The 24,461-nt window shown below is 61.7% G+C and carries 23 protein-coding genes; 9 read left to right on the top strand and 14 right to left on the bottom strand.

Features of this window, described 5'->3' with window-relative positions:
* Positions 1–140 precede the first annotated feature (140 nt).
* The 4 genes from rplU to AB5Y64_RS02100 all read left to right on the top strand — a co-directional run bounded on the left by rplU (position 141) and on the right by AB5Y64_RS02100 (position 3,856).
* Positions 141–452, top strand: coding sequence for a 50S ribosomal protein L21 (gene rplU, locus AB5Y64_RS02115; RefSeq protein WP_005304210.1), 312 nt, complete (start codon positions 141–143; stop codon positions 450–452).
* Positions 453–469: 17 nt separating this feature from the next.
* On the top strand, positions 470–727 hold the full coding sequence (rpmA, locus tag AB5Y64_RS02110; protein ID WP_010673199.1) for a 50S ribosomal protein L27: 258 nt from the start codon (positions 470–472) through the stop codon (positions 725–727).
* 189 nt (positions 728–916) lie between these two features.
* Positions 917–2,119 (top strand): Obg family GTPase CgtA, encoded by a 1,203-nt coding sequence (gene cgtA / locus AB5Y64_RS02105; RefSeq protein ID WP_010673200.1) that lies wholly within the window; start codon positions 917–919, stop codon positions 2,117–2,119.
* 366 nt (positions 2,120–2,485) lie between these two features.
* Complete coding sequence (locus AB5Y64_RS02100) at positions 2,486–3,856, top strand: YjiH family protein (RefSeq protein ID WP_010673201.1); 1,371 nt, start codon at positions 2,486–2,488, stop codon at positions 3,854–3,856.
* A gap of 70 nt (positions 3,857–3,926) precedes the next feature.
* On the opposite strand, the gene AB5Y64_RS02095 is transcribed toward AB5Y64_RS02100, so the two are convergent.
* Positions 3,927–6,812: an HD domain-containing phosphohydrolase gene (locus AB5Y64_RS02095; protein ID WP_103261492.1), complete on the bottom strand. Its 2,886-nt coding sequence runs from the start codon at positions 6,810–6,812 to the stop codon at positions 3,927–3,929.
* A 216-nt stretch (positions 6,813–7,028) separates the two neighbouring features.
* On the opposite strand from AB5Y64_RS02095, the gene AB5Y64_RS02090 reads away from it, so the two are divergent.
* Together AB5Y64_RS02090 and AB5Y64_RS02085 are read left to right on the top strand one after the other, a co-directional pair.
* Positions 7,029–8,018, top strand: coding sequence for a luciferase-like monooxygenase (locus tag AB5Y64_RS02090; protein ID WP_103244305.1), 990 nt, complete (start codon positions 7,029–7,031; stop codon positions 8,016–8,018).
* Between the two features lie 183 nt (positions 8,019–8,201).
* Positions 8,202–8,687 carry a 2TM domain-containing protein gene (locus tag AB5Y64_RS02085; protein WP_045523772.1) on the top strand — a complete coding sequence of 162 codons (486 nt, stop codon included), beginning with the start codon at positions 8,202–8,204 and terminating at the stop codon, positions 8,685–8,687.
* A 126-nt stretch (positions 8,688–8,813) separates the two neighbouring features.
* On the opposite strand, the gene AB5Y64_RS02080 is transcribed toward AB5Y64_RS02085, so the two are convergent.
* The 6 genes from AB5Y64_RS02080 to lptD are packed head-to-tail and all read right to left on the bottom strand — an operon-like array spanning position 8,814 to position 15,612.
* Complete coding sequence (locus tag AB5Y64_RS02080) at positions 8,814–9,635, bottom strand: symmetrical bis(5'-nucleosyl)-tetraphosphatase (protein ID WP_039040022.1); 822 nt, start codon at positions 9,633–9,635, stop codon at positions 8,814–8,816.
* Positions 9,636–9,641: 6 nt separating this feature from the next.
* Complete coding sequence (gene apaG / locus AB5Y64_RS02075; protein WP_010673206.1) at positions 9,642–10,004, bottom strand: Co2+/Mg2+ efflux protein ApaG; 363 nt, start codon at positions 10,002–10,004, stop codon at positions 9,642–9,644.
* Between the two features lie 4 nt (positions 10,005–10,008).
* On the bottom strand, positions 10,009–10,821 hold the full coding sequence (rsmA, locus tag AB5Y64_RS02070; RefSeq protein ID WP_010673207.1) for a 16S rRNA (adenine(1518)-N(6)/adenine(1519)-N(6))-dimethyltransferase RsmA: 813 nt from the start codon (positions 10,819–10,821) through the stop codon (positions 10,009–10,011).
* The gene (gene pdxA, locus AB5Y64_RS02065; protein WP_368203211.1) at positions 10,811–11,806 is read right to left on the bottom strand and encodes a 4-hydroxythreonine-4-phosphate dehydrogenase PdxA; all 996 of its coding nucleotides are present in this window, start codon (positions 11,804–11,806) and stop codon (positions 10,811–10,813) included. The genes rsmA and pdxA overlap by 11 nt, the downstream gene beginning before the upstream one ends.
* Positions 11,807–11,856: 50 nt before the next feature.
* Positions 11,857–13,149: a peptidylprolyl isomerase SurA gene (gene surA / locus AB5Y64_RS02060; RefSeq protein WP_052816417.1), complete on the bottom strand. Its 1,293-nt coding sequence runs from the start codon at positions 13,147–13,149 to the stop codon at positions 11,857–11,859.
* Positions 13,150–13,179: 30 nt separating this feature from the next.
* Positions 13,180–15,612 (bottom strand): LPS assembly protein LptD, encoded by a 2,433-nt coding sequence (gene lptD, locus AB5Y64_RS02055; protein WP_223929873.1) that lies wholly within the window; start codon positions 15,610–15,612, stop codon positions 13,180–13,182.
* Between the two features lie 174 nt (positions 15,613–15,786).
* Between lptD and AB5Y64_RS02050 the strand changes: the two genes are divergently transcribed.
* Genes AB5Y64_RS02050 through djlA form a run of 3 tightly spaced genes read left to right on the top strand, consistent with a single transcriptional unit; the run spans position 15,787 to position 18,303 of the window.
* On the top strand, positions 15,787–16,797 hold the full coding sequence (locus AB5Y64_RS02050) for an aminoglycoside phosphotransferase family protein (protein ID WP_368203191.1): 1,011 nt from the start codon (positions 15,787–15,789) through the stop codon (positions 16,795–16,797).
* Entirely contained in the window at positions 16,794–17,462 is a 669-nt protein-coding gene (gene murU, locus AB5Y64_RS02045) for an N-acetylmuramate alpha-1-phosphate uridylyltransferase MurU (protein ID WP_171865071.1), read from the top strand. Before AB5Y64_RS02050 ends, murU begins: the two co-directional genes overlap by 4 nt.
* A 19-nt stretch (positions 17,463–17,481) precedes the next feature.
* Positions 17,482–18,303: a co-chaperone DjlA gene (djlA, locus tag AB5Y64_RS02040; RefSeq protein WP_368203188.1), complete on the top strand. Its 822-nt coding sequence runs from the start codon at positions 17,482–17,484 to the stop codon at positions 18,301–18,303.
* A gap of 85 nt (positions 18,304–18,388) precedes the next feature.
* On the opposite strand, the gene AB5Y64_RS02035 is transcribed toward djlA, so the two are convergent.
* The 7 genes from AB5Y64_RS02035 to AB5Y64_RS02005 form a co-directional block, all read right to left on the bottom strand.
* Positions 18,389–19,744, bottom strand: a complete 1,356-nt coding sequence (locus tag AB5Y64_RS02035; protein ID WP_045523766.1) for an NCS2 family permease — start codon at positions 19,742–19,744, stop codon at positions 18,389–18,391.
* A gap of 255 nt (positions 19,745–19,999) precedes the next feature.
* Positions 20,000–20,329, bottom strand: coding sequence for a hypothetical protein (locus AB5Y64_RS02030; protein ID WP_113978642.1), 330 nt, complete (start codon positions 20,327–20,329; stop codon positions 20,000–20,002).
* Positions 20,330–20,440: 111 nt separating this feature from the next.
* Positions 20,441–22,108 carry an energy-dependent translational throttle protein EttA gene (ettA, locus tag AB5Y64_RS02025; RefSeq protein WP_201955916.1) on the bottom strand — a complete coding sequence of 556 codons (1,668 nt, stop codon included), beginning with the start codon at positions 22,106–22,108 and terminating at the stop codon, positions 20,441–20,443.
* A 28-nt stretch (positions 22,109–22,136) separates the two neighbouring features.
* Positions 22,137–23,444 (bottom strand): DUF3596 domain-containing protein, encoded by a 1,308-nt coding sequence (locus tag AB5Y64_RS02020; protein WP_182957056.1) that lies wholly within the window; start codon positions 23,442–23,444, stop codon positions 22,137–22,139.
* Positions 23,420–23,608, bottom strand: coding sequence for an excisionase family protein (gene xisR / locus AB5Y64_RS02015; protein ID WP_223918428.1), 189 nt, complete (start codon positions 23,606–23,608; stop codon positions 23,420–23,422). Before xisR ends, AB5Y64_RS02020 begins: the two co-directional genes overlap by 25 nt.
* Positions 23,609–23,695: 87 nt before the next feature.
* The gene (gene ssb, locus AB5Y64_RS02010) at positions 23,696–24,160 is read right to left on the bottom strand and encodes a single-stranded DNA-binding protein (RefSeq protein WP_102948877.1); all 465 of its coding nucleotides are present in this window, start codon (positions 24,158–24,160) and stop codon (positions 23,696–23,698) included.
* A complete protein-coding gene (locus AB5Y64_RS02005; protein WP_368203186.1) occupies positions 24,160–24,417 on the bottom strand; it encodes a hypothetical protein in 258 nt (85 codons plus the stop codon). The genes ssb and AB5Y64_RS02005 overlap by 1 nt, the downstream gene beginning before the upstream one ends.
* Positions 24,418–24,461: the final 44 nt, after the last annotated feature.

The raw sequence follows: 24,461 nt of genomic DNA, 5'->3' as shown, positions 1-24,461 counted from the left end.
AGATATGCGCACAAAATAAACTTTTTGCTAAATTGGCCTTGCCTCGGCAAATCGTTCTGCGTAGAATGCCCGCCCATTGTTATAGGTTTTTGTGCGTGTCTGGCCTTGAGCAAAAGACACGCCTTTACGGAGTTAATCAAATGTACGCGGTATTCCAAAGCGGCGGAAAACAACACCGTGTGGCCGAAGGTCAAATCGTTCGTCTGGAAAAGCTGAACGTTGAGACTGGCGCTACCATCGACTTCAACGAAGTGCTGATGGTTGCTGCAGGCGACACTTTCAAAGTAGGTGCTCCTTTCGTTGAAGGTGGCAAGGTTGTGGCTGAAGTTGTGGCTCACGGCCGTGGCGAGAAAGTGACTATCGTCAAGTTCCGTCGTCGTAAGCACCACCGTAAGCAAGCGGGCCACCGTCAGTGGTTCACTGAAGTCAAAATCACTGGCATCAGCGCTTAATTAGAGGAGTCCGATAGATGGCACACAAAAAAGCTGGCGGTTCATCCCGCAACGGTCGCGATTCTGAAGCTAAACGCCTGGGCGTGAAGCGTTTCGGCGGCGAAACAGTTCTGGCTGGCAGCATCATCGTTCGTCAGCGCGGCACCAAGTTCCACGCTGGTGAGAACGTTGGTCTGGGCAAGGACCACACTCTGTTCGCTACCGCGAACGGTAAAGTGCAGTTCGAAGTTAAAGGTCCGCAGAATCGTAAGTACGTCAGCATCGTTGCTGAGTAATTACGGACCGCAAGGATCCGAAGCCCCGCCAACCTGGCGGGGCTTTTGTTTTTCTGATGAGTTTGACGAAAAAACGGCACGCGGATGAGCCGGCGCTGACAGCCCTCATCGGCCAGATGCGCCTCGCCCGAAGGGGCCCGTATCACTATAATTGCGTATCGGTTTTTCGAATTAAGGTGACGGTTACCTATGAAGTTTGTTGATGAAGTCCAGATTCGAGTCGATGCCGGTGACGGTGGTAACGGTTGTGTGAGCTTCCGCCGCGAGAAGTACATCCCGAACGGCGGCCCGGACGGCGGTGACGGCGGTGATGGTGGCGACGTGTATCTGGTGGCCGATGAAAACCTGAACACCCTGATCGACTACCGTTTCGAGCGCTTCCACGCCGCCGAGCGTGGCGAGAACGGCCAGAGTGCCAACTGTACCGGTCGTCGCGGCAAGGACAAGATCCTGCGAGTACCGGTCGGCACCCGCGCCACCGATGAAGACACCGGCGAACTGCTGGGGGATTTGACCAGTCACGATCAGAAGCTGCTGGTTGCCAAGGGCGGCTTCCACGGCCTTGGCAACACCCGCTTCAAGAGCTCGGTCAACCGGGCGCCGCGCCAGAAGAGCAACGGCACCCCGGGTGAAGTGCGTACCCTGAGGCTGGAGCTGCTGCTGCTGGCGGATGTCGGCATGCTGGGTCTGCCCAACGCAGGCAAGTCCACCTTCATTCGCGCCGTTTCTGCGGCCCGTCCGAAAGTGGCAGACTACCCCTTCACCACCCTGGTACCGAACCTGGGTGTGGTACGCGGTGAAAACTCCCGCTCCTTCGTCATTGCCGACATTCCCGGCCTCATCGAAGGGGCTGCCGAGGGAGCAGGCCTGGGTATCCGCTTCCTCAAGCACCTGGAGCGTTGCCGCGTCCTGATCCACCTGGTGGACATCTGCCCGGTGGATGGCTCCGATCCTGCCGAGAACGCCGTGACCATCGTCCGGGAGCTGGAAAAATACAGCCCCGAGCTTGCGGGCAAGCCGCGCTGGCTGGTGTTCAACAAGATGGACCTGATCCTGGAAGAAGAGGCTCAGGAAGTGATGGACAGAGTCAAGGCAGCCCTCAACCACGAAGGTCCGGTCTACGCCATCACCGCCATCAGCAAGGAAGGCACCAAGAAGGTGTGCTACGACATCCTGGATCTGCTGGACACCATGCCCCGTCAGCTGGCGGAAGATGCCAGAGACGCCATCGAGAAGGTGGAGTTCAAGTGGGATGACTATCACAAGAACCAGCTGGCCAAGGCGGAAGCCGATGCCCTGGCGGCGTCCAAGGCCTTCGATGATGGCCTGGACGATGACGACTGGGACGATGAGGACGACGACGGCGTCGAAGTCATTTACGTTCGCGATTGAGCATCATGTTCGTGACAAGACCGGAGCCAGACAGGCTCCGGTTTTTTTATGGGAGGATCGACGGGGTCACCCTATAGATATATTTTTCATGTCTCTTATTGCCTGACAGTGGCTGCGGATTATACTGCGCACCTGAATGTAACCTGTATGAAACATTATGCTAACCATTCAAATTGAATCGATATGCATGACTGTTTTGGTTTGTTCTTATGGATGGTTCGCCTGATAAAATATTTATGCTTGAAATGATCAATTAACGGCTTGTTTGTGCAGTTTTTTGGGTTATTCTTGCGCCCGTTTTCCGGGCGAGGGCATGAGTATGCAGGCGGCCCGGCTGAAGGAAAAGTCACATTTAAGGCTGTTTATATGTTGGAAAAGACCCTGGAAGCACCGGCAATCCGTACTCGCCGCAACGTGCTGATGTTTTTGATCCCGTCACTGATCGGGATCCTGCTGTTCATGACCCCGGTCATCTATGACGGCAATGTCACCATTCCCGTCGCCGTGTTGGCGAAGCTGGTTCAAACGGTGTTTGCCGATCATCTGGTGGCCATGGTCAGCGCCATCATCACCACCACCATGCTGATGACCCTGATCGCCTGGCTGTTCAAACCGGCGATCCTGGTAAAACGCCCCTTCCTCAACAGCCTGTTCAACGTCTCCCCCTTCTGGGCGTGCGTGCGGGTGCTGGGCGGGGTCTTCGTGCTGTTGACCTTCTTTGAAGCCGGTCCCGAGGTGCTGCGCTCAGGGGCGACCGGCGGCCTGGTGCTGCACGATCTGCTGCCGGTACTGTTCTCCGTCTTCATCTTTGCGGGCCTGCTGCTGCCCTTGCTGCTGGATTTTGGTCTGCTGGAGTTTGTCGGTACCATGATGACCCGCATCATGCGTCCGGTGTTCCGTCTGCCGGGTCGTTCTGCGGTGGACTGCTTCGCCTCCTGGCTCGGTGATGGCAGCGTCGGGATCCTGCTGACCAGCAAGCAGTATGAAGGCAAGTTCTACACCCAGCGGGAAGCGGCCGTCATCGGTACCACCTTCTCCGCCGTCTCCATCACCTTCTGTCTGGTGGTGATCTCCCAGGTGAAGCTGGAGCATATGTTCGTCCCCTTCTACCTGACCGTCTGCCTGGCCGGTGTGGTGGCCGCCATCGTGGTGCCGCGCCTGCCGCCGCTCTCCTGGAAGAAGGATGTCTACAGCGACGGTACTCCCCTGTGCCGCAAGCAGGAGGCCATCCCCCATCAGCACAGCGTGCTGAGCTACGGCTACCATCGTGCCCTGACCAAGGCCGACAGCATGACGGATCTCGGCGCCGTGGCGCGTGAAGGGGTGAAAAACGCCCTGGACATGGTATTTGGCGTGCTGCCGGTGGTGATGGCCGTCGGGACCTGTGCCCTGATGCTGGCGGAGCACACCCCGGTGTTCAACTGGCTGGGGGCGCCCTTCGTGCCTTTGCTCGAGCTGCTGCAACTGCCGGAGGCGGAAGCCGCTTCCAAGACCATCATGGTGGGCTTCGCCGACATGTTCATCCCGGCGGTGCTGGCCTCCACTATCGAGAGCGACATCACCCGCTTCGTGATCGCCGCCATGTCGGTCACCCAGCTCATCTACATGTCGGAAGTGGGCGCTCTGTTGCTGGGCAGCAAGATCCCGGTCAAGTTGTGGGAGCTGTTCGTCATCTTCCTGCTGCGCACCCTGGTCACCCTGCCGGTGATTGCCGGTGTGGCGCACCTGCTGTTCTAAGGGACGAAGTGGAACGAAAAACGGTCAACCCGGGTTGACCGTTTTTTTATGGGCGAGTGTCGGCGGAAGGTCAGTGTGATCCTGCCAGCAGGGCCTGGCATTCGACCTCGTCCAGCTGCTCGGGGGCGAGGAAGCGTCTGGCGTAGTCCCGCCAGATGCCGCTCTCGATGAAGAGGGCAAACAGGGCCGGGTCTATGTGCTGTTCCTGCACCATCTTCACCATGATGGCCAGGGACTGGGAGACCGTTTTGCCAGACTTGTAGGGGCGATCGCTCGCCGTCAGCGCCTCGAAGATGTCTGCAATGGCCATGATGCGGGCGGGAATGCTCATCTGCCCCCCTTGCAACTGGCGCGGATAGCCCGTGCCGTCCATCCGCTCGTGATGGCCCCCCGCAATCTCCGGCACCTTGCGCAAATGGCGGGGGAAGGGGAGCTTCTCCAGCATGCGTATGGTCTGGATGATGTGATCGTTGATCTTGTAGCGCTCCTCTTCGGTGAGGGTGCCACGGCCGATGGCGAGGTTGTAGCGTTCCCCCCGGTTGTAGAGGTGGGTGGGCACCCGCACCTTGAAGCCCCATGGGTTGTGTCGGGCGAGATTGTCGTGCTCGGGGCGAGGGATGAGATGGACCGCCTTGTCGGCGAGCAGCGACTCTCGGCAGGGGAGGGGAGAGGGGGCCTCCTGGTGGCGCTTGCGTTCCTCCTGACTGATACCGAGCCGATCGTCCAGAGTGCGCAACCAGGTGCGGCTGGCAATGGCATCCAGCCTGGCTAGCTTCTCCGGCGCCATCCACTCGCCCCCCAGATTGCACTCGGCCACGAAGGCAAACTCCTGATCCAGGGTGTGCCAGAGGGGGAGCAGGGCCTCGAGGGCGGCCTGCTGCCCGGATGGGGGCAGCAGGGCGCAGAGTGCCTCGATGTGGGCATCCCGCTTGAGCACCTCGAAGCGGGTGCGGATCTCGTGGATCCTGTCGTAGATGGTCTCGAGCTTGGTCGCCTTGTCCACCACGAACTCCGGGGTGGTGACCTTGCCGCAGTCGTGCAGCCAGCTCGCAATATGGATGGCCTCCCACTCCTCTTCGTTGAGCCGGAAATCGGCAAAGGGCCCCGTCTGCTGTGAGCAGGCAGCCTGGGTCAGCATCCTGGCCAGTTCCGGCACCCGCTGGCAGTGGCCGCCGGTGTAGGGGCTCTTGGCATCGATGGCACCGGCGATGAGCTCGATGAAGGCTTCCAGCAGTTGCTTCTGCTCCTCCAGCAGGCGCTGGTTTTCGATGGCGGAGGAGGAAGTGCCCGCCAGCGCCTCGATGAGGCTGATGCGCGAGGCCAGTTCGCGGGCCGAGCAGTCTGGCAGGATCAGCAGCAGGCAGCCGATCAGCTCCTGACGGTGGTTGTGAAGGGGCTCGACCAGCAGTTGGCAGGCACCAGGGAAGGGGCCCCAGTCGGTGAGGAAGCGGGCCCACTGTGCCTCGTCGAGGGGCAGGCAGAGGCGCTCCGTGTGGTAGAGGCCACCGAGCAGCGCCGCCTGCCACTGTACCTGTTCGCACGCCAGCGGCTGCCCCTGCCAGATGGCGTGAACGGCCTGCATCTCGCTCTCCTGGGCCAGGAAGAGGCAGCCGCCCTCGGCCTGGGCAGCCGCCACCGTCTCGTGCAGGATGCGGCTGAGCAATGAATCGAAGCGATGCTCTGCCGCCAGTGCCCGGCCCATGTTCATGAAATTGCCGAGGGTCAGGCGCATGCTGGACATGGCGCGGGCGAGGTCGTCAATTTCGCGGATCGCCGAATCCGGCCCCGGGCTTTCGCCAAAGTCGAAGTGCTGGATCCGCTCAGCCTCCCCGGTCAATACCAGCAAGGGGGCGGCAGTGCGCCGGGCAGCCAGCCAGATGACGGGCAGCAGGAGCAGCAGACCGGCAAGGGCCCAGGCGAGATTGTGCAGCGCATCCTGGCGCGCCGGGGCGGTGAGCACCTCGGTGGGCACCAGGAGGGCGAGATAAAACGGGGACTCTTCCCCGAGGGAGGAGAGATTGACCAGCCACTCCTGACCCTGAACCGTTGCCAGGGTCAGCTCGGCGGGGTGATGCAGCAGGGCAGGCCGCGCGGCCATCTCCTGTTGCAGCCTGGTGAGAATGGGGTGATTGAGGGCCGACAGCATGGGCAGGCGGCTCAGTTGCTCGAAGCTTGGGAGGCGCTCGGGATCCGTGGCCAGCAGGGTCCCGACCTCGTCAAACAGCACCAGCTGGCTGTGACCGGGCAGGGGCAACTCGCCGATGAGGGAAGAGAGCCCCTCCACGCCCGCATCGAGCCCGATCACCGCCCGGCGATCGTCGCTCTCCACCGCCAGTGTCATGCCTGGCTCCCGGGTAGTGAAGAAGAGGTAGGGGTGGGTCACTATGATGCCCGTGCTCCAGCGCGCCTCCTTGTACCAGCCCCGATCTCGAGGATCGAAACGGTAGTCCGGCATGGGGCGCCGCTCCAGCAGCCGCAGCCGCTGGTCGAAATAGAGGAACTTTCCCTGTCCCTGATGCAGGCTCTGGACCAGCAGGCGGCTCTCGGGCGGAGGCGCCTCCAGCACCCCTCTCGCCCGTTCGGTCAGCTTGCGTACCAGAAAGAAATCGCCGTCCTCGTAACCGGCATAGATGGCACCGTAACTGGTACTGTTGGCCAGCACTTCCGCCAGCTGGGGCAGGAAGGCTAGCCGCGTCTCGAGGTCTGTCATGGCGGACAGCTGGCCGCTGCGCAGCAGATTCAGGGACATGCGGGCCGGTCGCTGGTTCAGCTTGATGGCGAGGGCAAGCTGCTCCCGGTATTGCTGGAAGCTCTGACGTTCGTGCTCCAGCCCCTGCTGCATGCCCTGCTGGAACTGCAGCACGATGAGGGCGCCCCCCAGCAAGGAGAAGAGCAGGATGAAAAGGGTGGCAATGTGTACGTAAAAGGGTCTGCGACTGAGACTTGCGTTTGTCATGGACGGATCCTTGTCCCCTGGCGATCGCCGTATTGGTCACCTAACAGTGTGCTTGCTGGATGACAAAAAGCCTAGGACTCGATCTTGCGCTCTTCGGCCCCAAATCAACAGCCAGCCTTCGCGCTGCGCCCTTGCCCTGTGGTGAGATGATTCGTTCAGATATCTCGTGCTACATTGCTCCCCTGATAAACGCCCTGTGAACCAATGGAGTGTCCCATGTCTGTCGTCCCCTATTCCGTGCTGGATCTGGTGCCCGTTCCCGAAGGTGGCCTGCCGTCCGAGTCGTTTCGCCACTCGCTGGATCTGGCTCGCCATGCGGAGCGCTGGGGTTACCACCGCTACTGGCTGGCGGAGCACCACAACATGCCGGGCATTGCCAGCGCCGCCACAGCGGTGCTGATTGGCCACCTGGCCGGGGGCACCACGACGTTGCGGCTCGGGGCTGGCGGCATCATGTTGCCGAACCACTCCCCCCTGGTCATTGCGGAGCAGTTCGGTACGCTGAGTTCCCTCTATCCGGATCGCATCGATCTCGGCCTGGGCCGCGCCCCTGGCAGCGATCAGCGCACCATGCACGCGCTGCGCCGCCAGCGCAGCGGCGAGGTGGATGATTTCCCGGCGGATGTACGCGAACTGATGAGTTATTTTGGCGACGAGGTCGGTGCCGTGCAGGCGGTGCCGGGTCAGGGACTCCATGTGCCCATCTGGCTGCTGGGCTCCAGCCTCTACAGTGCCCAACTGGCTGCGGCCATGGGGTTGCCGTTCGGCTTTGCTTCCCACTTCGCTCCCGCCATGTTGCTGCAGGCGCTGGAGATCTACCGTACCCAATACCGCCCCTCTGCCCGCTGGCCCAAACCCCATGCGGTGGTGTGCGTGAATCTGATCGCCGCCGACACCGACCGTGAGGCCCGCTTCCTGTTCACCACCCTACAGCAGCAGTTCCTGCGTCTCTACCGGGGGGATGCCGGCAAGCTGCCACTGCCGGTGCAGACGCTGGGGGATGAGTGGTCTCCCCGCGAATTGATGGCGATGGAGCAGACCCTGGCTCGCTCCCTGGTGGGGGAGCCGGATCGGGTACGCCACGGCCTCAAGGCTCTGCTGGCAGAGACCGGAGCGGACGAGCTGATGTTCAACGGCCCCATCGTCGATCATCAGGCGCGCCTGCGCTCCTTCGAGATTGGTGCCGAGCTGATGCAGGGGTTGTAACCCCCGCGACGCCTGGCCGCCAGCGGCACGCCAAGCCTGGCTGCTCGGGGCGCAAAAGCCACGATTGCGCGGTAGTAAGATTTTGATTTTTAAAGGAAGTCAGGTGAGTGTCGGCCATCTGTCGTGTCGCCTCTCATCCCCTTCCCCTATGCTGGCCCTGTCAATCACCACAAGGAGCGCAAGATGATCGTCAGGAAGTTGAGATTGCAACGGGGATGGTCCCAGGAACAGCTGGCGACCCTCACTGGCCTGAGCGTTCGCACCATTCAGCGAATAGAGCAGGGCCAGCAACCTGGACTGGAATCCCTCAAGGCCCTGGCCGCCGTCTTCGAGCTCGATGTGACCCAACTGCAGGAGAGCGAGATGAAAGGGAATGAGGGCGAAGATCGGGGACGCGTGCAGGTGGCGCGGGATGAGCGGGAGGCGATGAAGTTCGTGGAGGGGCTCAGGGGCTTCTACGGCCACCTCATGAGCTATGTGCTGGTGATAGGGGGGCTGTTCATCATCAACTACCTGAGCAACCCGGATTATATCTGGGCCTGGTGGCCCATGCTGGGCTGGGGGTTGGGATTGGCTTCTCACGCCATCAACCTGTTCCAGCCCTTCAAGCTGTTTGGCCCGGAATGGGAGCGGCGCCAGGTCGAGAAACGGCTGGGGCGCAGGCTCTGATCCGCTCATCATGAAAAAACGGGCCCGGCATTGCCGGGCCCGTTCTGTTTTCAGCTCCATTTCGCAGGAGAGGGCATTGCTGTCCTCTCAACGGCGGATCATTCCCATGTTCCGCAAAGAGCCGCTCTACTTGGCATAGGCCGGGCAGGGGGTGGCGATCAGGGCGTCGTCCTCGTAGCGCCACAGGGTGAGGCTGTTGCCCCAGACGCACCCGGTGTCGAGTCCCTTGATATCGGATTTGCCGGTGTTGCCCATCAGGGCCGCCCAGTGGCCGAACACCAGGATGGGGTCATCCACATGGTGCTCGCGCTGCTCGAACCAGGGGCGCAGGCCCGGGGTCGATTCGGTGGGGCCCTTCTTGCATTTGAAGTCGAGGCGCCCGTCGAAGTAGCAAAAGCGCATCCGGGTGAAGCTGTTGATGATGTAGCGGTAACGCTCTATGCCCAGCAGGTTGTCGTTCCAGCTGTCGGGCTGATCGCCATACATGTTGTGCAGCAGCCAGCTGTACTGATCCCCGCGCAGCAGGCTCTCCACCTCCCGGGCACAACTGCGGGCGGTGTGGGCGTCCCAGGCGGGGGAGAGGCCCGCATGCACCATCATGATGGGCAGGTCGGGGTGTTCTGCCAGCAGGGGACGGTGACGCAGCCACTCCAGCAGCTCGTCCCGATCCGGCGCCTCCATCAGCGCCTGCAGCTTGTCTTTCTTCTTGAGCGGGGCGACCCCGTGGGCCACCGCCAGCAGGTGCAGGTCGTGGTTGCCGAGCACGGTGACGGCCTGCTGCCCCAGTGATTTGACGAAACGCAGGGTGTTGAGGGAGTCCGGCCCCCGGGCGACGAGATCGCCGCACAGCCAGAGCGTGTCGTTATCGAAGTCGAACTCGGCAAGATCCAGCAGACGGCGCAAATCGTCGTAGCAGCCCTGGATATCACCGACGAAACAGTTCGCCATGAAACCTCAGTTGATTATGTTGGGGACGGCCAGCGTGAAGGGGGCGATGGGGGCTTCGAATTGTTGCCCCGATTCATCCTGCAGGATGTAGCTGCCTTCCATCACGCCAAGCGGTGTGGCGAGGGGAACGCCACTCTGGTAGGAAAAGGTCTCGCCGGGGGCGATCAGGGGTTGTTCACCGACCACGCCGGGACCTTCCACTTCCAGCATCTTGCCATTGGCATCCGTAATGAGCCAGCGTCGATGCAGCAGTTGCACCGTGCCCGGACCCAGGTTCTCAATCTCGATGCGATAGAGAAAATGGTAGGGATCTGCGGTTCCCGCCACATAGCTTGGGTGGGGGCGGACCACTATCCGGGCTTGGGTCATGGGATCAGGCCTGTTGCTGGTCGGCCAGCCAGTTGGCGATCGTGACGAACTGCTCGAGGGAGAGATTCTCCGGGCGCAGGTTGCCATCGATGCCAAGCTCGGTCAGCTGGGCGTCGGTGATGAAGTTGGAGAAGCTGTTGCGAATGGTCTTGCGACGCTGGCCGAAGCCTTCGGTGCAGACCCGGTTCAGGCAACGAATGTCTTTCGCGACGATAGTCGGGTTCTTGTGCGGGATCAGACGCACCACGGCGGAATCCACCTTCGGCGCCGGCTTGAAGGCGCCCGGACCCACTTCCAGCACCGGCACTACCTGACAGTAGTACTGGGTCATCACGCTCAGACGGCCATAGGCCTTGCTGCCCGGGCCGGCGGCCAGACGCAGTACCACTTCCTTTTGCAGCATGAAGTGCATGTCCTCCACCCGGTCGGCAAATTCGCACAGGTGGAAGATGAGGGGGGTGGAGATGTTGTAGGGCAGGTTGCCGAAGATGCGCAGCGGCCCCTTGCCTTCCCCCATCAGGGTGCTGAAGTCAAAGCGCATGGCATCGGCTTCGATGACGGTCAGCTTCTCTTTCAGGGTGGGGTGTTCGCGCAGACGTGCGGCAAGATCCCGGTCCAGCTCGACCACGGTCATCTTGTCCATCTGGGCGGCGACCGGCTCGGTGAGCGCGGCCAGACCCGGGCCTATCTCCACCAGATTCTGACCCGGTTGCGGGTTGATGGCGGCCACTATCTGGTCGATCACATACCGGTCGTGCAAGAAGTTCTGACCGAAACGCTTACGGGCCGTGTGGCCCATGTGCACCTTACTGCTCATATCTTTTTGTCTCTACCATCTGGATGGCGTGGTTGATCGCGGTGGTGAGGCTGCCGGGGTCTGCCAGGTTCTTGCCTGCCAGATCCAGCGCGGTGCCGTGGTCCACCGAGGTACGGATGAAGGGAAGTCCGAGGGTGATGTTGACCGAGTTGCCAAAGCCCTTGTACTTGAGCACGGGCAGCCCCTGATCGTGGTACATGGCGAGTACCGCATCCGCATCCTTGAGGTATTTGTCCTGGAACAGGGTATCGGCCGGCAGCGGGCCGACCAGATCGATCCCTTCCTGGCGCAGGGCGGCCAGGGCGGGTTCGATGACATCGATCTCTTCACGGCCCAGATGACCCCCTTCCCCGGCATGGGGATTGAGGCCGCAGACATAGATCCGGGGCTGTTCGATGCCGAACTTGCGCTTGAGATCCGCATCCAGGATGCGGATCACCTTGCCAAGGCGATCCTCGGTGATGGCCTTGGCCACATAGGCAAGGGGAATATGGGTGGTCGCGAGGGCCACTCTCAGCCCTTCGGTGGCCAGCAGCATCACCACATCGGCGGTGTCGGACTGCTGGGCGAAGAACTCGGTGTGACCGCTGAACGAGACGCCCGCCTGGTTGATGATCCCCTTGTGCACCGGCCCGGTCACCACGGCGGCGAATTCGCCGCTCAGGTTGCCGTCGCAGGCGCGCTGCAAGGTGGCCAGCACATAGGCGCCGTTGCCCTCATCCAGCTTGCCTGGCACCACGGGGGCGCCGAGCGGCACGGGGCAGACGGTCAGAGTCCCCGCTCGCTGCGGACGGGTGGGGGCGCTTTCGTCATAGGGTTCAAGCTCGACGGGCAGCCCCAGCAGGGCGGCCCGTTCGCGCAACAGGGCGGGATCGGCAATCACCACCAGCTGATGGGGCCAGGCCCGCTGGGCAATCTGCAGGACCAGATCCGGACCGATCCCGGCCGGTTCACCCGGGGTGATGGCAAGCCGGTGGCAGCTCAGCTGTGCCTCGGCGTGCCCTGGATGCGCCTTGTTCATCTGCTTGTCGCCCATCAATTGGGTTCGATCTGGATGTAGGCTTCGTCGCGCAGCTCATCCAGCCAGGCCTGGGACTCTTCGGTGAAGCGGCGGTTGAAGATAAGCTGATAGGCGCGCTGCTCCTGGGCCTTGCCGGTGGCGTCCTGGCTGCGGCGATCTTCCAGTTGCACTATGTGCCAGCCGTGGCTGGTGCGGAAGGGTTCGCTGATCTGGCCCGGTTGCAGGCGGTTGACCATGTCGCGGAACTCCGGCACATAGACGTTGGGATCGGACCAGCCCAGCTCGCCACCCTGCACCGCAGAGCCCGGGTCTTCGGAGTACTTCTCCGCCATGCTGGCGAAGCTCGCCTTGCCGCTCTTGATGTCGTGCAGGATGCCGTCCAGGGTGCCCTTGGCCTTCTCCTCGCTCAGGATGATGGAGGGCTTGATCAGGATGTGGCGCGCCTTGACCTCGGTCTGCATGACCTGTTGCTGACCCTTGGTGTCGAAGATCTTGATGATGTGCAGACCGGCGCCGGAGCGCAGCGGGCCGACGATGTCACCCTTGCCGGCCCCTTGCACGGCTTCCGCCATCAGGGTGGGCATCTCCTGCGGGCTCAACCAGCCCCAGTCACCCCCTTCCAGCGCCTTGGGACCGTTACTCTCGGCAATGGCCAGCTTGCGGAAGTCGGCCCCCTCTTTCAGGGACGCCAGAATGCGCTCGATCTTGGCCTTGGCTGCGTTGAGCTGCTCGGCATTCGGGTTGTCCGGCAGCGCGACCTGGATATGGCCGATATGATATGACGTCTGCTGCTGGCCCTGTTTGCTCAGGGCCTCGACCACCTGCTTGACCTCCTGATCGGAGATGTTGATGCGACGGCGGACCTGGCTGCGGCGCACCTCGTTCATCAGGATCTCGCGGCGCACCTCCTCACGGTACTGGGCGTAGGTCAGGCCTTCCCGCTCCAGTTGGGCGCGCAGTTGCTCCAGGTTCATCTTGTTGTCGGCGGCGATGCTCTGAATGGCCTGTTCCAGCTGGGTGTCACTGATCTTGAGCCCCTGGCGCTCCGCCAGTTGCAGTTGCAGGCTCTCCTGGATCAGGCGATCCAGTGCCTGCTTGCGCAGGGTGACGTCATCGGGCAGGGACTGGCCGCTCTCCTGGGCAGAGGCCTTGACCTTTTGCACCAGGGCCTCCTGCTGACTGGCCAGCACCACATCCTTGTTGACCACGGCCAGCACCTTGTCCATCAGCTCGGGGGCGGCGAGGGCTCCCTGGCTCATGACTCCGAACAGGCCTGCGGTCAGCAGGGAAATCAACGTCTTCTTCATATCCATCTCTCAAGGCGTTTGCCAGACCGGTTACTGGTCTCGCAGGTTAAACGGACGAATGTAAGGCAGTGCTTCGGTGTCCAGGGAAGTGCCCTTGGAGCCGGTACCCACGCTACCCAATCCTTTCATTTCAAATTGAATGCCGAAACTGCGCTCGGCAGTGGATGTATTGTTCACGTTATCTGGCGTGTTGACCCATTCCAGGTTGAAGTTGATGCTCCAGCAGCAGGAGTCGTATTTCAGACCCACCTTGCGGTCCACTTTGACGTTCTGATTGAGCTCCTGATAGTAGCCGCCATAAAGGTGCCAGCGATCGTCCAGCGGGGTGGTCAGCAGCAGGCCGATCTGGTTGAGATCCGTCACCTGCCCCTTGTGGTCGAGGTCGTAGTTGGCATCCCGCACGAAGCGGTGGTTCAACTGGCTGATCAACTTCTCGTGACGGTACTCCAGGGCGCTGTTGGCGGAGCTTATTTGGCGCTGCTCCACATCATATTGCGCCCCGGCATGGGCATACCACTGCTCGTTGATCTTGGCGTCCCCCTCGAACGACAGCGGCGAGCGGGTATTGGTGCTCAGCTCGTCGCTGCTGTAGAGCTTGACCCTGGGGGCCACGAAGTCGAAGGCTTGGGCAACGGCCAGCCGGATTCGTTCATCCCCGGCCGGATCATAGATGCGGGTGGTGACCCCCACTGAGAGCCGGTTGGAGTCGCTGATCCGGTCCAGACCGGCGTAGCGGCGATCGCTGAACAGGCTGTAGTAGTCCTGGCGCATGGTGGTGGAGTCATAGACGCCTATGTTGTCCTGATCCTTGTAGGGTACGTAGAGGTACTGGAACTCCGGCTCCAGGGTCTGGTTGGCCCCTTCCCCGAACCACTGCTGGTCGCGCTCGAAGGTCATGCCGCCCTTGAGGCGGAACGAGGGCAGCACCCGGGTGATGACGCCTTCTTCCAGGGTGACGTCCCCCCCTTCTCGCGGGGTAAAGCGGTTTGTGAAGGTGCTGCTCATGTTGTCAGGCACCGTCTGATCGTAACGGGTGTACATCAGCTTGTACTGGCTGTCGAGGAAGTAACCGGCTTCGTCCACCAGGGGGATGGTCAGGGTCGGGGCCGTATGGATGCGGGTGCCGGTGTAGGCTTCTCCTTGGTTCTGCTCGACGGCCTGGTCGTTGTTGTAGCCGAAGTTGGTGAGCTCTGTGTTCCAGGCCAGATCGTACCAGTTGCCCTGCTGGTAGTAGTTGTGATCGATGCGCGGCATCAGCTCGTGGGGCTGCTGGGCGCTGGCCAGCAGGATCTGGTAGGTCCGCACCTCGGCGTTGAGGTTCCAGTTCTGCTGGAAGTAGCCGGCTTTCAGGGACTGCTGCAGCTGGTTGTCGACCTGGGTCCCCACCTTGGGGGAGAAGTCGTTGAAGTAGTTGTAATCCTGATCCCGCACCTTGGTGTAGTCCACCGACACCTGCAGGGCGTTGTCCAGGAACCTGGAGGTGTGGCGGGCGTTCAGCAGGTAGCGGTGCCCATCGGACAGGTAGTCGTTGAGGCTGTCCGTCTCGTCGTACTGCTTGTCGTCCGCCAGGTTCTCGAAGTAGAGGCTGCCGGTATGGGCCGGATCCGGCATGTAGCGGAACTCGACCTGTTCCATCAGGCCCCGTCTGTCCATGAAGCGGGAGGTGATGGTGGCATCGTAGTTCGGCGCTATGTTCCAGTAGAACGGCTGGGTGATGTCCATACCGTTCTTGGAGCTTTGGGTATAGCCCGGGTAGAGCAGACCGGTCTTGCGCTCATCCTTGATGGGGAAGTTGATGTAGGGGAAATAGAAGACCGGGTAGTCATAGAGCCAGAGGCTGGCATTCCAGGCTTCCCCGAACACCTCCGACTGGTCGATGTCGATGCTGCCTGCCTTCAGGGTCCAGGCCTCCTGACCCGGCGGGCAGGTGGTGTACTGGGCGCCCTCCAGGGTGATGTTCTGGTTGTTGTTGGTCATGGTCACCTTTTCGGCGAAGCCGCGTACCGGTGAGCCATGAACCTGATACTTGCCCTCCTCCAGTTCGGAGTTCTTGGTGTCCAGGTTGGACTTGAGGGTCTTGTCGCTGGTGACCGTGATCTGGCCGTCGTTGTAATAGATGTTGCCGATGGCGATGACATCCCGGCTCTTCTGGTCCAGCTGGGCATAATCGGAGTCGAATTTGCGCACGCCCTGACGCACCTTGACGTCACCCTCGTAGACGGCGGTCTCGCCCTGCTTGGCTTCCAGGCGATCGGCATCCACCTCGACGGGCAGGGCGTTGGCGTCCTCGTTTGCGCTGGGTTTCTCTATCTTGGGCACATAGTCATAGCAGAGGCTGTCGAGGATCCCGGTGGCGGGTGGCGCATTGAGTGGCGCTGCCTGGACCATGAGCGGACTCAGGGCAGGAACAAGGCTGATGGTCAGGGCGATGGGACAGGAGTACCCCAGTGTCCATTTTGTCATGTGAAAGGCTCGCGCAATCCGTAGTAAAAACGGTTGATTCAGGGCATGCATTTTATGTCAGGATCCATCGAGTTGACATTGCATGTCATTGCTTTATGTTAGCCGGCAATGATAAAGCATTATTGCGGCCAGGGCTAACAGCCAAGTGCTGCTTTCCAATTTGGTTCCCGACTCATGCACGATCGCGCTTCCCTGCTTTTGCAATGGGCACGCCGGATTTCCGGTGACGCCAACCTCCCGTTGACCCTCATTTCCGGTGACGCCAGTTTTCGCCGCTACTTCCGTGGTGGCGGTCTGGTGTGGGTGGATGCTAATCCGAAAACCGAAAAAAATCATGAATTCGTTCGCAATGCGGCCGCCCTGCATGCCGTTGGGCTGCTGGCGCCCGAGGTGAGGGCGGTGGACTACGAGCAGGGGCTGCTGGCGGTGACGGATCTCGGGGATACCCAGCTCATCGGCTGCCTGAACGATGACAACGTGCTGGCCTGGTACGGCAAGGCCATCGCCCTGCTGCCGAGGCTGGGGGCGGTCGCGCTGGCGCTCGAGCCCTTCGATGAGGCCTTCATGGCGCGGGAGAACAGCATTTTCCCCGAGTGGCTGCTGGGCCACCACCTGCAGTTGACGCTGAGCGCCCAGGAAGAGCAACTGCTGGCGGAGACCTTCGCCTGCCTCACCGCGAACAACCTGGCCCAGCCCCAGGGGGTGATGCACCGGGACTTCCACAGCCGCAACCTGATGGTGTGTGGTGGCGAGACCCCGGCCGACAGCCGACTGGCGGTGATCGACTTCCAGGACATGGTCATAGGCCCGCTCAGCTATGACCTGGTCTCGCTGCTGAAAGACTGCTACGTGCGCTGGCCGGACGCGGTGATCGAGCAGGGCATGCGACTTGGCTTCGACACCCTGCAAGGGGCCGGCCTGCTCGGCAATCTGGACTATGCCGCGTTTCGTCGCGCAGCCGATCTCACCGGCATGCAGCGCCATCTCAAGGCGGCGGGTCTCTTCACCCGCCTCTATCACCGCGATGGCAAGGCCGGCTACCTCAAGGACATTCCCCGCACCCTGGGCTATGTGGTCGATGTCTGTCGCAGCCATGGCGCCGCCTATCCGGTGCTGGCCCGCTTCGGCCAGTGGCTGGAGCAGGTGGTGCTGCCCGGATTGGCGCGCACCGGGGTGACACCATGAAGGCGATGATCCTGGCCGCCGGGCGCGGCGAGCGGATGCGTCCGCTCACCGATCTGCTGCCCAAGCCGCTGCTGGCGGCGGGGGGCAAGCCCCTCATCGTGCACCATATCGAAAAACTCAAGGCAGCCGGCGTGACCACACTTGTCATCAACCACGCCTGGCTCGGACACAAGCTGGTGGCGGCCCTCGGCGATGGCAGTGCGCTCGGGGTATCCATCCACTGGTCGGCCGAAGAGAGCGCGCTCGAGACCGCCGGCGGCATCGTGCAGGCGCTGCCCCTGCTGGGCAGCGAACCCTTTCTGGTGATCAACGGCGATACCTGGCTCGACCTGGATTATCGCGCTCTGGTGAGCCAGCCGCTTGGGGAGGATCTCGCCCACCTCTGGCTGGTGCCCAACCCTCCCCAGCACCCACAAGGTGACTTCTCCCTGCAAGCGGGTCGGGTGCTGGACACCCCGGCCCTCACCTTCAGCGGCGTCGGCCTCTATCACCCCGCTGCCTTTGCTGGCTTGCCCTGCGGGGCGCGCAAGCTGGCCCCCCTGCTGCGCGACTGGATGGCGCAGGGACGGGTGGGTGGCAGCCTGCTGGCTGGCGAGTGGCGCGACATCGGCACAGTGGATCGGCTGCGCGAGCTGGACGAGCAACTGCTCGCCGGCACCCATTAACATCACGAGGTCTTGAACCATGCGTATTTGGGGCAAGGTGCTTGGCACCTTCTTCGGTTTTCTGCTCGGCAACATCTTCGGCGCCCTGCTGGGCCTGTGGATCGGCCATCGCTTCGATCGGGGCATGGGGATCCGCGGGGCCTTCCAGCGGGCACCCAGCCAGCAGCAACAGGCCGTCTTTTTCCATGCCACCTTCGCCGTCATGGGCCACATCGCCAAGGCGAGCGGCCAGGTCACCGAGCACGAAATACGGGTCGCGTCCAACCTGATGGACAGGATGCGGCTGGCCGGAGAGCAGCGGGTACGGGCTCAGGAGTCGTTCCGCCTTGGCAAGGAGGCGGACTTCCCCCTGCGCGAGACCCTGGCGGAGTTTCGCCAGGCGAGCCTGGGGCAGCGCGACATTCTGCGCTTCTTCCTCGAGGTCCAGCTGCAGGCCGCCTTCGCCGACGGTCAGGTGGAGGCGAACGAGCGGGCCATCCTGCAAACCATCGCCGACGAGCTGGGGTTCAGTCGCATCGAGCTGGCCCGGATCCTGGCGATGGCCGAGGCCCAGATGAACTTCTTCCATCGCCAGCAACAGGGCGGCGGGCAGGGGCAGCAATACCGGCAGGAGCCCCCTTCCCGGGACCGCCTCAAGGACGCCTACCAGCTGCTCGGGGTGAACGAAAGCGACAGCGATCAGGAGATCAAGCGTGCCTATCGCAAGGAGATGAGCAAGCATCACCCTGACAAGCTGGCCGCCAAGGGATTGCCCCCCGAGATGATGGAGATGGCCAAAGAGAAGACCCAGGAGATCCAGCAGGCGTGGGAGTGGATCCGCGAGGCCCGCGGCATTCGCTGAGCCCTGTACCCGCCATAAAAAAATGCCCGTCGATGACGGGCATTTTTGTTTTCAGAGTCTGGTTTTTCTTTTCATGGAAGAAAAATCAGTGGGCATCGACCCAGACAAACTTGAGGACGAAGAGCAGGGCCACCACCAGCACGCAGGGGTTGATCTCGCGCCAGCGGCCGGTGCCCGCCTTCATCACGCAGTAGGAGATGAAGCCGACGGCGATCCCCTCGGTGATGGAGAAGCTGAACGGCATCATTACCGCGGTCATGAAGGCCGGCACCGCTTCGGTCAGGTCTTCCCACTTCACCCGGGTCAGCTCGGAGCACATCAGCACGCCCACGTAGATGAGGGCCCCCGCTGCGGCATACGCCGGCACCATGGCGGCGACCGGAGAGAAGAAGATGGCCAGCAGGAACAGGATGCCCACCACGATGGCGGTCAGACCGGTGCGACCGCCGACGGCGACGCCGGAGCTGCTCTCGATGTAGGCCGTCACGGACGAGGTCCCCATGAAGGCGCCGCCGACGGAGCTGACGCTGTCCACCACCAGGGCCTGCTTCATACGCGGGAAGTGCCCCTTGTCATCGGCCAGCTTGGCGCGGTTGGTCACGCCGATCAGGGTGCCGGAAGAGTCGAACAGGTTGACCAGCATGAAGGAGAAGATGATCCCGGCGAGGCTGATGTCCAGCGATCCCATCAGGTCCAGCTGGCCGAAGACCGGTGCAATGCTCGGCGGCACGGAGACGAAGCCCTTGAAGGTGACGTCGCCGAACAGCCAGCCCAGGGTGGTGGTCACCACGATGGCGATGAGCACGGCTGAGTGGACGCCGCGGGCGGAGAAGATGCAGATGAGGAAGAAGCCGAGCAGCCCCAGCAGGCAGGGCAGGGAGGTGAGGTTGCCCACGGTCACCATGGTGGCGGGGCTCGCGACCACGATGCCGGCATTGTGCAGGCCGAGCAGGGCGATGAGCAGACCGATGCCGGCGGTGATGCCGACCCGAAGTGTCAGGGGAATGTTGGCGATGAGCCAGTAGCGTACCCGCAGCAGGGTCAGGATCAGCAGGCCCAGCGCACCCCAGAAGATGGTGCCCATGCCCACTTGCCAGGAGTAGCCCATGCCGGCCACCACCACGAAGGCGAAGAAGGCGTTGAGGCCCATGGCGGGAGCCAGGGCGATGGGCAGGTTGGCCAGCAGACCCATCAGGATGCTGCCGATGCCGGCGATGAGGCAGGTGGTAACGAACACGGCCTGGGTGTCCATGCCTGCCGCAGAGAGGATCTGCGGGTTGACGAAGACGATGTAGACCATGGTCAGGAAGGTGGTGATGCCGGCGATCACCTCGGTGCGGGCCGTGGTGCCATGACCGCGCAGGGCAAACAGGCGCTCGAGCAATCCCTGCCCGGCAGCCGGGCTGGCGGTCTGCCCGGTAGCGTGATGTGGTTGATTCATGTTGGATTCCAATGGGTGACGTGAAATAGGCAGCAGGGGGCCCGGCCCATCCATGCGGGGCGACGGACCCTGATTCTGGCGGTGAAGTGACCAGACTCGTCCTGATACCGTGACAGCGCGCACATTTTCACACAGGCGGCCAGGTTTACAAACCCCGGATGTGCGAGGCGGATCAATGAATAGAGTAAAAATTCAAACGTTTTCCCCCGGAGGCAGGAAAAAGGGGACCAATAGAGCCCCGTTTCCACATCGGGATCAACGGTTTTTCTGGTAGCGTTCGATAAGCTGGTTCAGCACGGCATCGCTCTGCTCCAGCAAGGGATCGAGGGTCAACCCCATGCGTTGCAGCAGCAGGGTGGCCTGGGTTTCGCTCAAGGGGCGGCCATCAAGGAAGTAGGCCTGCTCGGCCAGTTGCTTGTCATGGCGGGGCAGCAGCACCCAGTGCACCCGTCGGGGTTCTATGGCGGCGAGGATCCGGTTGGCGGCCGCGCAGAAGGTATCGATGTGCTGCTTGCCATCCGGCCCCAGGCAGCCGGGTTCGAGCCGGATCTGGATGGTGAGTCTGGTGGTGGAGGCTTGGGTCATGGGTCGCTATCGCTGGGGAATAGGTGGAGATTGTAAGTCAGAAGAGGCAAAAAAGGGGAGCCCCGGCTCCCCTTGTGACGTCATACTTGGCGGCGCAGCTGTTGCCTCGCCTTACTTGGCAATGCGCTTGTACTTGGCGCGGCGCGGCTGGATAGCCTCGGCACCGTAGGTCTTCTTCTTCCACTCTTCGTATTCGGTGAAGTTGCCTTCAAAGAATGCGATCTTGCCCTCGTCCTGGTAGTCCAGGATATGGGTGGCGATGCGGTCGAGGAACCAGCGGTCGTGGGAGATGACCATGGCGCAACCCGGGAACTCCAGCAGGGCGTTCTCGAGGGCGCGCAGGGTTTCGATGTCCAGATCGTTGGTCGGTTCATCCAGCAGCAGCACGTTGCCGCCGGTCTGCAGCAGCTTGGCCAGGTGCAGACGGCCACGTTCACCACCGGAGAGCTCGCCGACCCGCTTCTGCTGGTCGGAACCCTTGAAGTTGAAGCGGCCGATGTAGGCGCGGCTCGGGAACTCGTAGTTGCCGATGCGCAGGATGTCCTGGCCGTCGGCGACTTCCTCGAACACCGTCTTCTTGTCGTTCATGCTGTCGCGGAACTGATCCACGGAGGCCAGCACCACGGTGTCACCCAGGGTGATGGAACCGGAATCCGGTTGCTCCTGACCCGACATCATGCGGAACAGGGTCGATTTACCGGCACCGTTCGGACCGATGATGCCAACGATGGCACCCTTCGGAATGGAGAAGGAGAGATCGTCGATCAGCTGGCGGTCGCCATAGGACTTGCAGAGGTTGGCCACCTCCACCACCTTGTCGCCTAGGCGCGGTCCGGGCGGAATGAACAGCTCGTTGGTCTCGTTGCGCTTCTGGTAGTCGTTGGTGTTGAGCTCTTCGAAGCGAGCCATACGAGCCTTGGATTTGGCCTGACGGCCTTTCGGGTTCTGACGAACCCACTCCAGTTCCTTCTCGATGGACTTGCGACGGGCGGCTTCGGAACTCGCTTCTTGGGCCAGACGGGCATCTTTTTGCTCCAGCCAGGAGGAGTAGTTGCCCTCCCAGGGGATGCCTTCGCCGCGGTCCAGCTCCAGGATCCAGCCCGCCACGTTGTCGAGGAAGTAGCGGTCGTGGGTGATGGCCACGACGGTGCCTTCGTAGTCGTGCAGGAAGCGCTCCAGCCAGGCCACGGATTCCGCATCCAGGTGGTTGGTCGGTTCGTCCAGCAGCAGCATGTCCGGCTTTTCCAGCAACAGGCGGCACAGGGCCACGCGGCGGCGCTCACCACCGGAGAGGTGCTTGATCTGGGCATCCCAGGCCGGCAGGCGCAGGGCGTCGGCTGCGCGCTCCAGCTGGTTTTCCATGTTGTGGCCGCCCTGGGCGGCGATGATGGCTTCCAGCTCGCCCTGTTCGCGGGCCAGCTTGTCAAAATCCGCATCCGGGTCGGCGTAGGCTGCATAGACCTCGTCGAGGCGCGCCATGGCGCGTTTGACGTCGCCGACCGCCTCTTCGACCGCTTCGCGTACGGTCTGCTCCGGATCCAGCTTAGGCTCCTGGGGCAGGTAGCCGATCTTGATGCCGGGCTGCGGGCGGGCTTCCCCTTCGATCTCGGTGTCGATCCCGGCCATGATGCGCAGCAGGGTGGATTTACCGGCGCCGTTCAGACCCAGCACGCCTATCTTGGCGCCCGGGAAGAAGGAGAGGGAGATGTTCTTGAGAATATGACGCTTGGGCGGCACTACCTTGCCGACCCTGTTCATGGTGTAAATAAATTGAGCCATTGGCTAATTCTCTTTAATTTACAGGTTGTTATTGTGTTGCTTTGAAATCTTGGGGCTGTATTGGGGCCAAATCTGAAAAGTTGGCTCCAAGCCTGCCCCAAACCCTGTCCGCTTCGTCGCGGTCTTGTTCGGGGATCCATTTGCCATAGACTGTTCGCACCATGGTGCTGTCCTCGTGCCCAAGGTAAGACGCAACCCATTCAGGGTTTGCGCCAGCGGTCAGCATCCAGCAAGCAAATGTATGGCGCATATGGTATTGGGTTCGGCGGCGAATGCCAGCCCTCTTTATCAACCTGTCCCATTTGTCACCCAAGGTGAAGGCTGTGTAGCAGATACTGAGCCCGGGCGTCTTGCTGGTGACGTCTGGACTAAATACAAACGTGACCTTCTCGTCGACCTGCCGGCGGTCCCTCAACGTCTTCTTGATGTAATGGGACTGGCGCATGGCTGTCATTGGCCGCATGCGCTTCAGCGCCTCGATTGCAGGGGGCAGGAGTACAATGGTTCGCTCATGTCCGGTCTTCGGTACCTTGAAGTTGCGGGCCTGGGTGATGTTGCGGCGGATTTGGAGCTCCCCGCGCTCCAGGTCAACATCCTCCCATGCTAGGGAGCAGAGCTCCCCAGTACGCATGCCTGTCCAGCATGCGAGCTGGATCCACATCGCATCCATATCGTGCCGAGCTGCTTCCTGCAGGCGCCGGAACTCATCTTGATCAAAAGGGTCTGGTTTATCCCGGATCACTTCCACCTTGGTCAGCACTGAAGAAAGGTCCTGGTGGGTGTAGCCGTTCTGCTTGGCGAAGTTGAACAGCCCAGCGGCGACCATCATGTAGTAGTTGACCGATCTCGGAGCCAAGGGCTTGCTGGTTCTGTTCCGCGGCTCGGTCATCAGGTACCGGCGCCATTGTTGCAGGTCTTCGGTCCGGAAGGTGCTGACGATCCGGGTGTGGTCCAGGTCGGCGGCCATCATCCCCAGAATGGAGCGATAGCGACCACGGGCGTTATCGCCGATGTCCACATCCTTGATCTTCAGGTAGTGCTCCACTAGGTCACCTAGCGAAATGTCACGGCTTGCAGTCGTGCCAGCGAACCGGTGGGCATTCTTGCTGTCTGGGAAGTGCTTGGCGTAGTCGAACACCCCGATGGCAATCTCGTGCAGGATGGCCTCCCGTTTTCGGGAGGCATGCTTGATGTTGGCTTTGGTGGCCGGCATGTTGAGCGTTTCCCGGCATCGCTTGCCGTGGAAGCGGAAGTCGATGCGAAGGCTCTTGCCGTGTAGTTCGACACCTGGTGTTACCGCAACGATGTCGATCAGTTCTTGGTTCCGGTCAGCCAATCCTCATATCTCCGCCAGTGATAGACATACTTCCCATCCGGGGCCAACTTGTAGTGGACCCCCTCTATAAGCTGGCCCTTCTTCCGCTTCTCGCTGATGGCCTTCTCAGTGTACCCGAACATCTCCCCCAAAACTCGAGGCAGAACCCAACTGGGGCGTTCCATCACAACCACTTTCTGATGCATATTCATGTCTCCTTTACGCCTCACTGCGAGAAGAGCGGCCCCATGGGGCCACTGTCTTTCGTTGGCCTAGAACGGCAGATCGTCGTCATAATCGATGGGTGGTTCGGTGTAGGCCGGCGACTGCGCCGGTTGTTGGGTTGGCCTTGGCTGACCGCTTGCTCCCTGCTGTTTCCCTCCTCCATTCCCTCCCAACATCTGCATCACACCGGTGAAGCTGTCGACCAGCACCTCGGTGGTGTAGCGTTCCTGTCCGCTCTGATCCTGCCATTTGCGAGTCCGCAGTTTTCCCTCCACGTAGACCTGGGAGCCCTTCTTCAGGTGCTTCCCTGCCACTTCAGCCAGCACTCCCATGAACACTACTCGGTGCCACTCGGTGCGCTCCTTGGCCTCGCCGGTCTGCTTGTCACGCCATGTTTCTGAGGTAGCCAGGGTGATGCTGGTGACAGCGTTCCCGCCGGGTATGTAGCGCACTTCCGGATCCTGACCCAGGTTGCCGATCAGGATGACTTTGTTGATGCCGCGGCTGGCCATCAGCGATGCTCCAGGGCTTGATGGAGTTGCTGGAACTTGGCGTTGACCTGCTTCCATTCGGGATCCTTTGCCTGCTTGAGGTAGTGGATACGACGGGCCATCGCGAACTTGGCCTTCTCCAGCATGTTGGCGCTGGTGGCGTGGTGCTGGGCTTTCTTGTAGGAGAGGTCCGCATCCTGATGGTTGCCGGCATGCTCCTGCTGGATGGCCTGCTTGAGATCATCCCGGTAATTGCGCTGGTAAAGTTTGATATGCATCGTGTCCTCCAGGACAGTCGTGGTTCGTTACACCCAGGCAGCAT

It is taken from the genome of Aeromonas sp. R5-1, assembly GCF_040908265.1.
GTDB lineage: Bacteria > Pseudomonadota > Gammaproteobacteria > Enterobacterales > Aeromonadaceae > Aeromonas > Aeromonas caviae.
The sequence above is the reverse complement of the archived record's forward strand: the minus strand, read 5'-3'. Positions and strand labels throughout refer to the sequence as shown.

What these genes read in the sequence shown, in the direction of transcription:
- rplU (WP_005304210.1), top strand. Translation starts at nt 141, where the DNA reads ATGTACGCGGTATTCCAAAGCGGCGGAAAACAACACCGTGTGGCCGAA.
- rpmA (WP_010673199.1), top strand. Translation starts at nt 470, where the DNA reads ATGGCACACAAAAAAGCTGGCGGTTCATCCCGCAACGGTCGCGATTCT.
- cgtA (WP_010673200.1), top strand. Translation starts at nt 917, where the DNA reads ATGAAGTTTGTTGATGAAGTCCAGATTCGAGTCGATGCCGGTGACGGT.
- AB5Y64_RS02100 (WP_010673201.1), top strand. Translation starts at nt 2,486, where the DNA reads ATGTTGGAAAAGACCCTGGAAGCACCGGCAATCCGTACTCGCCGCAAC.
- AB5Y64_RS02095 (WP_103261492.1), bottom strand. Translation starts at nt 6,812, where the DNA reads ATGACAAACGCAAGTCTCAGTCGCAGACCCTTTTACGTACACATTGCC.
- AB5Y64_RS02090 (WP_103244305.1), top strand. Translation starts at nt 7,029, where the DNA reads ATGTCTGTCGTCCCCTATTCCGTGCTGGATCTGGTGCCCGTTCCCGAA.
- AB5Y64_RS02085 (WP_045523772.1), top strand. Translation starts at nt 8,202, where the DNA reads ATGATCGTCAGGAAGTTGAGATTGCAACGGGGATGGTCCCAGGAACAG.
- AB5Y64_RS02080 (WP_039040022.1), bottom strand. Translation starts at nt 9,635, where the DNA reads ATGGCGAACTGTTTCGTCGGTGATATCCAGGGCTGCTACGACGATTTG.
- apaG (WP_010673206.1), bottom strand. Translation starts at nt 10,004, where the DNA reads ATGACCCAAGCCCGGATAGTGGTCCGCCCCCACCCAAGCTATGTGGCG.
- rsmA (WP_010673207.1), bottom strand. Translation starts at nt 10,821, where the DNA reads ATGAGCAGTAAGGTGCACATGGGCCACACGGCCCGTAAGCGTTTCGGT.
- surA (WP_052816417.1), bottom strand. Translation starts at nt 13,149, where the DNA reads ATGAAGAAGACGTTGATTTCCCTGCTGACCGCAGGCCTGTTCGGAGTC.
- lptD (WP_223929873.1), bottom strand. Translation starts at nt 15,612, where the DNA reads ATGACAAAATGGACACTGGGGTACTCCTGTCCCATCGCCCTGACCATC.
- AB5Y64_RS02050 (WP_368203191.1), top strand. Translation starts at nt 15,787, where the DNA reads ATGCACGATCGCGCTTCCCTGCTTTTGCAATGGGCACGCCGGATTTCC.
- murU (WP_171865071.1), top strand. Translation starts at nt 16,794, where the DNA reads ATGAAGGCGATGATCCTGGCCGCCGGGCGCGGCGAGCGGATGCGTCCG.
- djlA (WP_368203188.1), top strand. Translation starts at nt 17,482, where the DNA reads ATGCGTATTTGGGGCAAGGTGCTTGGCACCTTCTTCGGTTTTCTGCTC.
- AB5Y64_RS02035 (WP_045523766.1), bottom strand. Translation starts at nt 19,744, where the DNA reads ATGAATCAACCACATCACGCTACCGGGCAGACCGCCAGCCCGGCTGCC.
- AB5Y64_RS02030 (WP_113978642.1), bottom strand. Translation starts at nt 20,329, where the DNA reads ATGACCCAAGCCTCCACCACCAGACTCACCATCCAGATCCGGCTCGAA.
- ettA (WP_201955916.1), bottom strand. Translation starts at nt 22,108, where the DNA reads ATGGCTCAATTTATTTACACCATGAACAGGGTCGGCAAGGTAGTGCCG.
- xisR (WP_223918428.1), bottom strand. Translation starts at nt 23,608, where the DNA reads ATGGAACGCCCCAGTTGGGTTCTGCCTCGAGTTTTGGGGGAGATGTTC.
- ssb (WP_102948877.1), bottom strand. Translation starts at nt 24,160, where the DNA reads ATGGCCAGCCGCGGCATCAACAAAGTCATCCTGATCGGCAACCTGGGT.
- AB5Y64_RS02005 (WP_368203186.1), bottom strand. Translation starts at nt 24,417, where the DNA reads ATGCATATCAAACTTTACCAGCGCAATTACCGGGATGATCTCAAGCAG.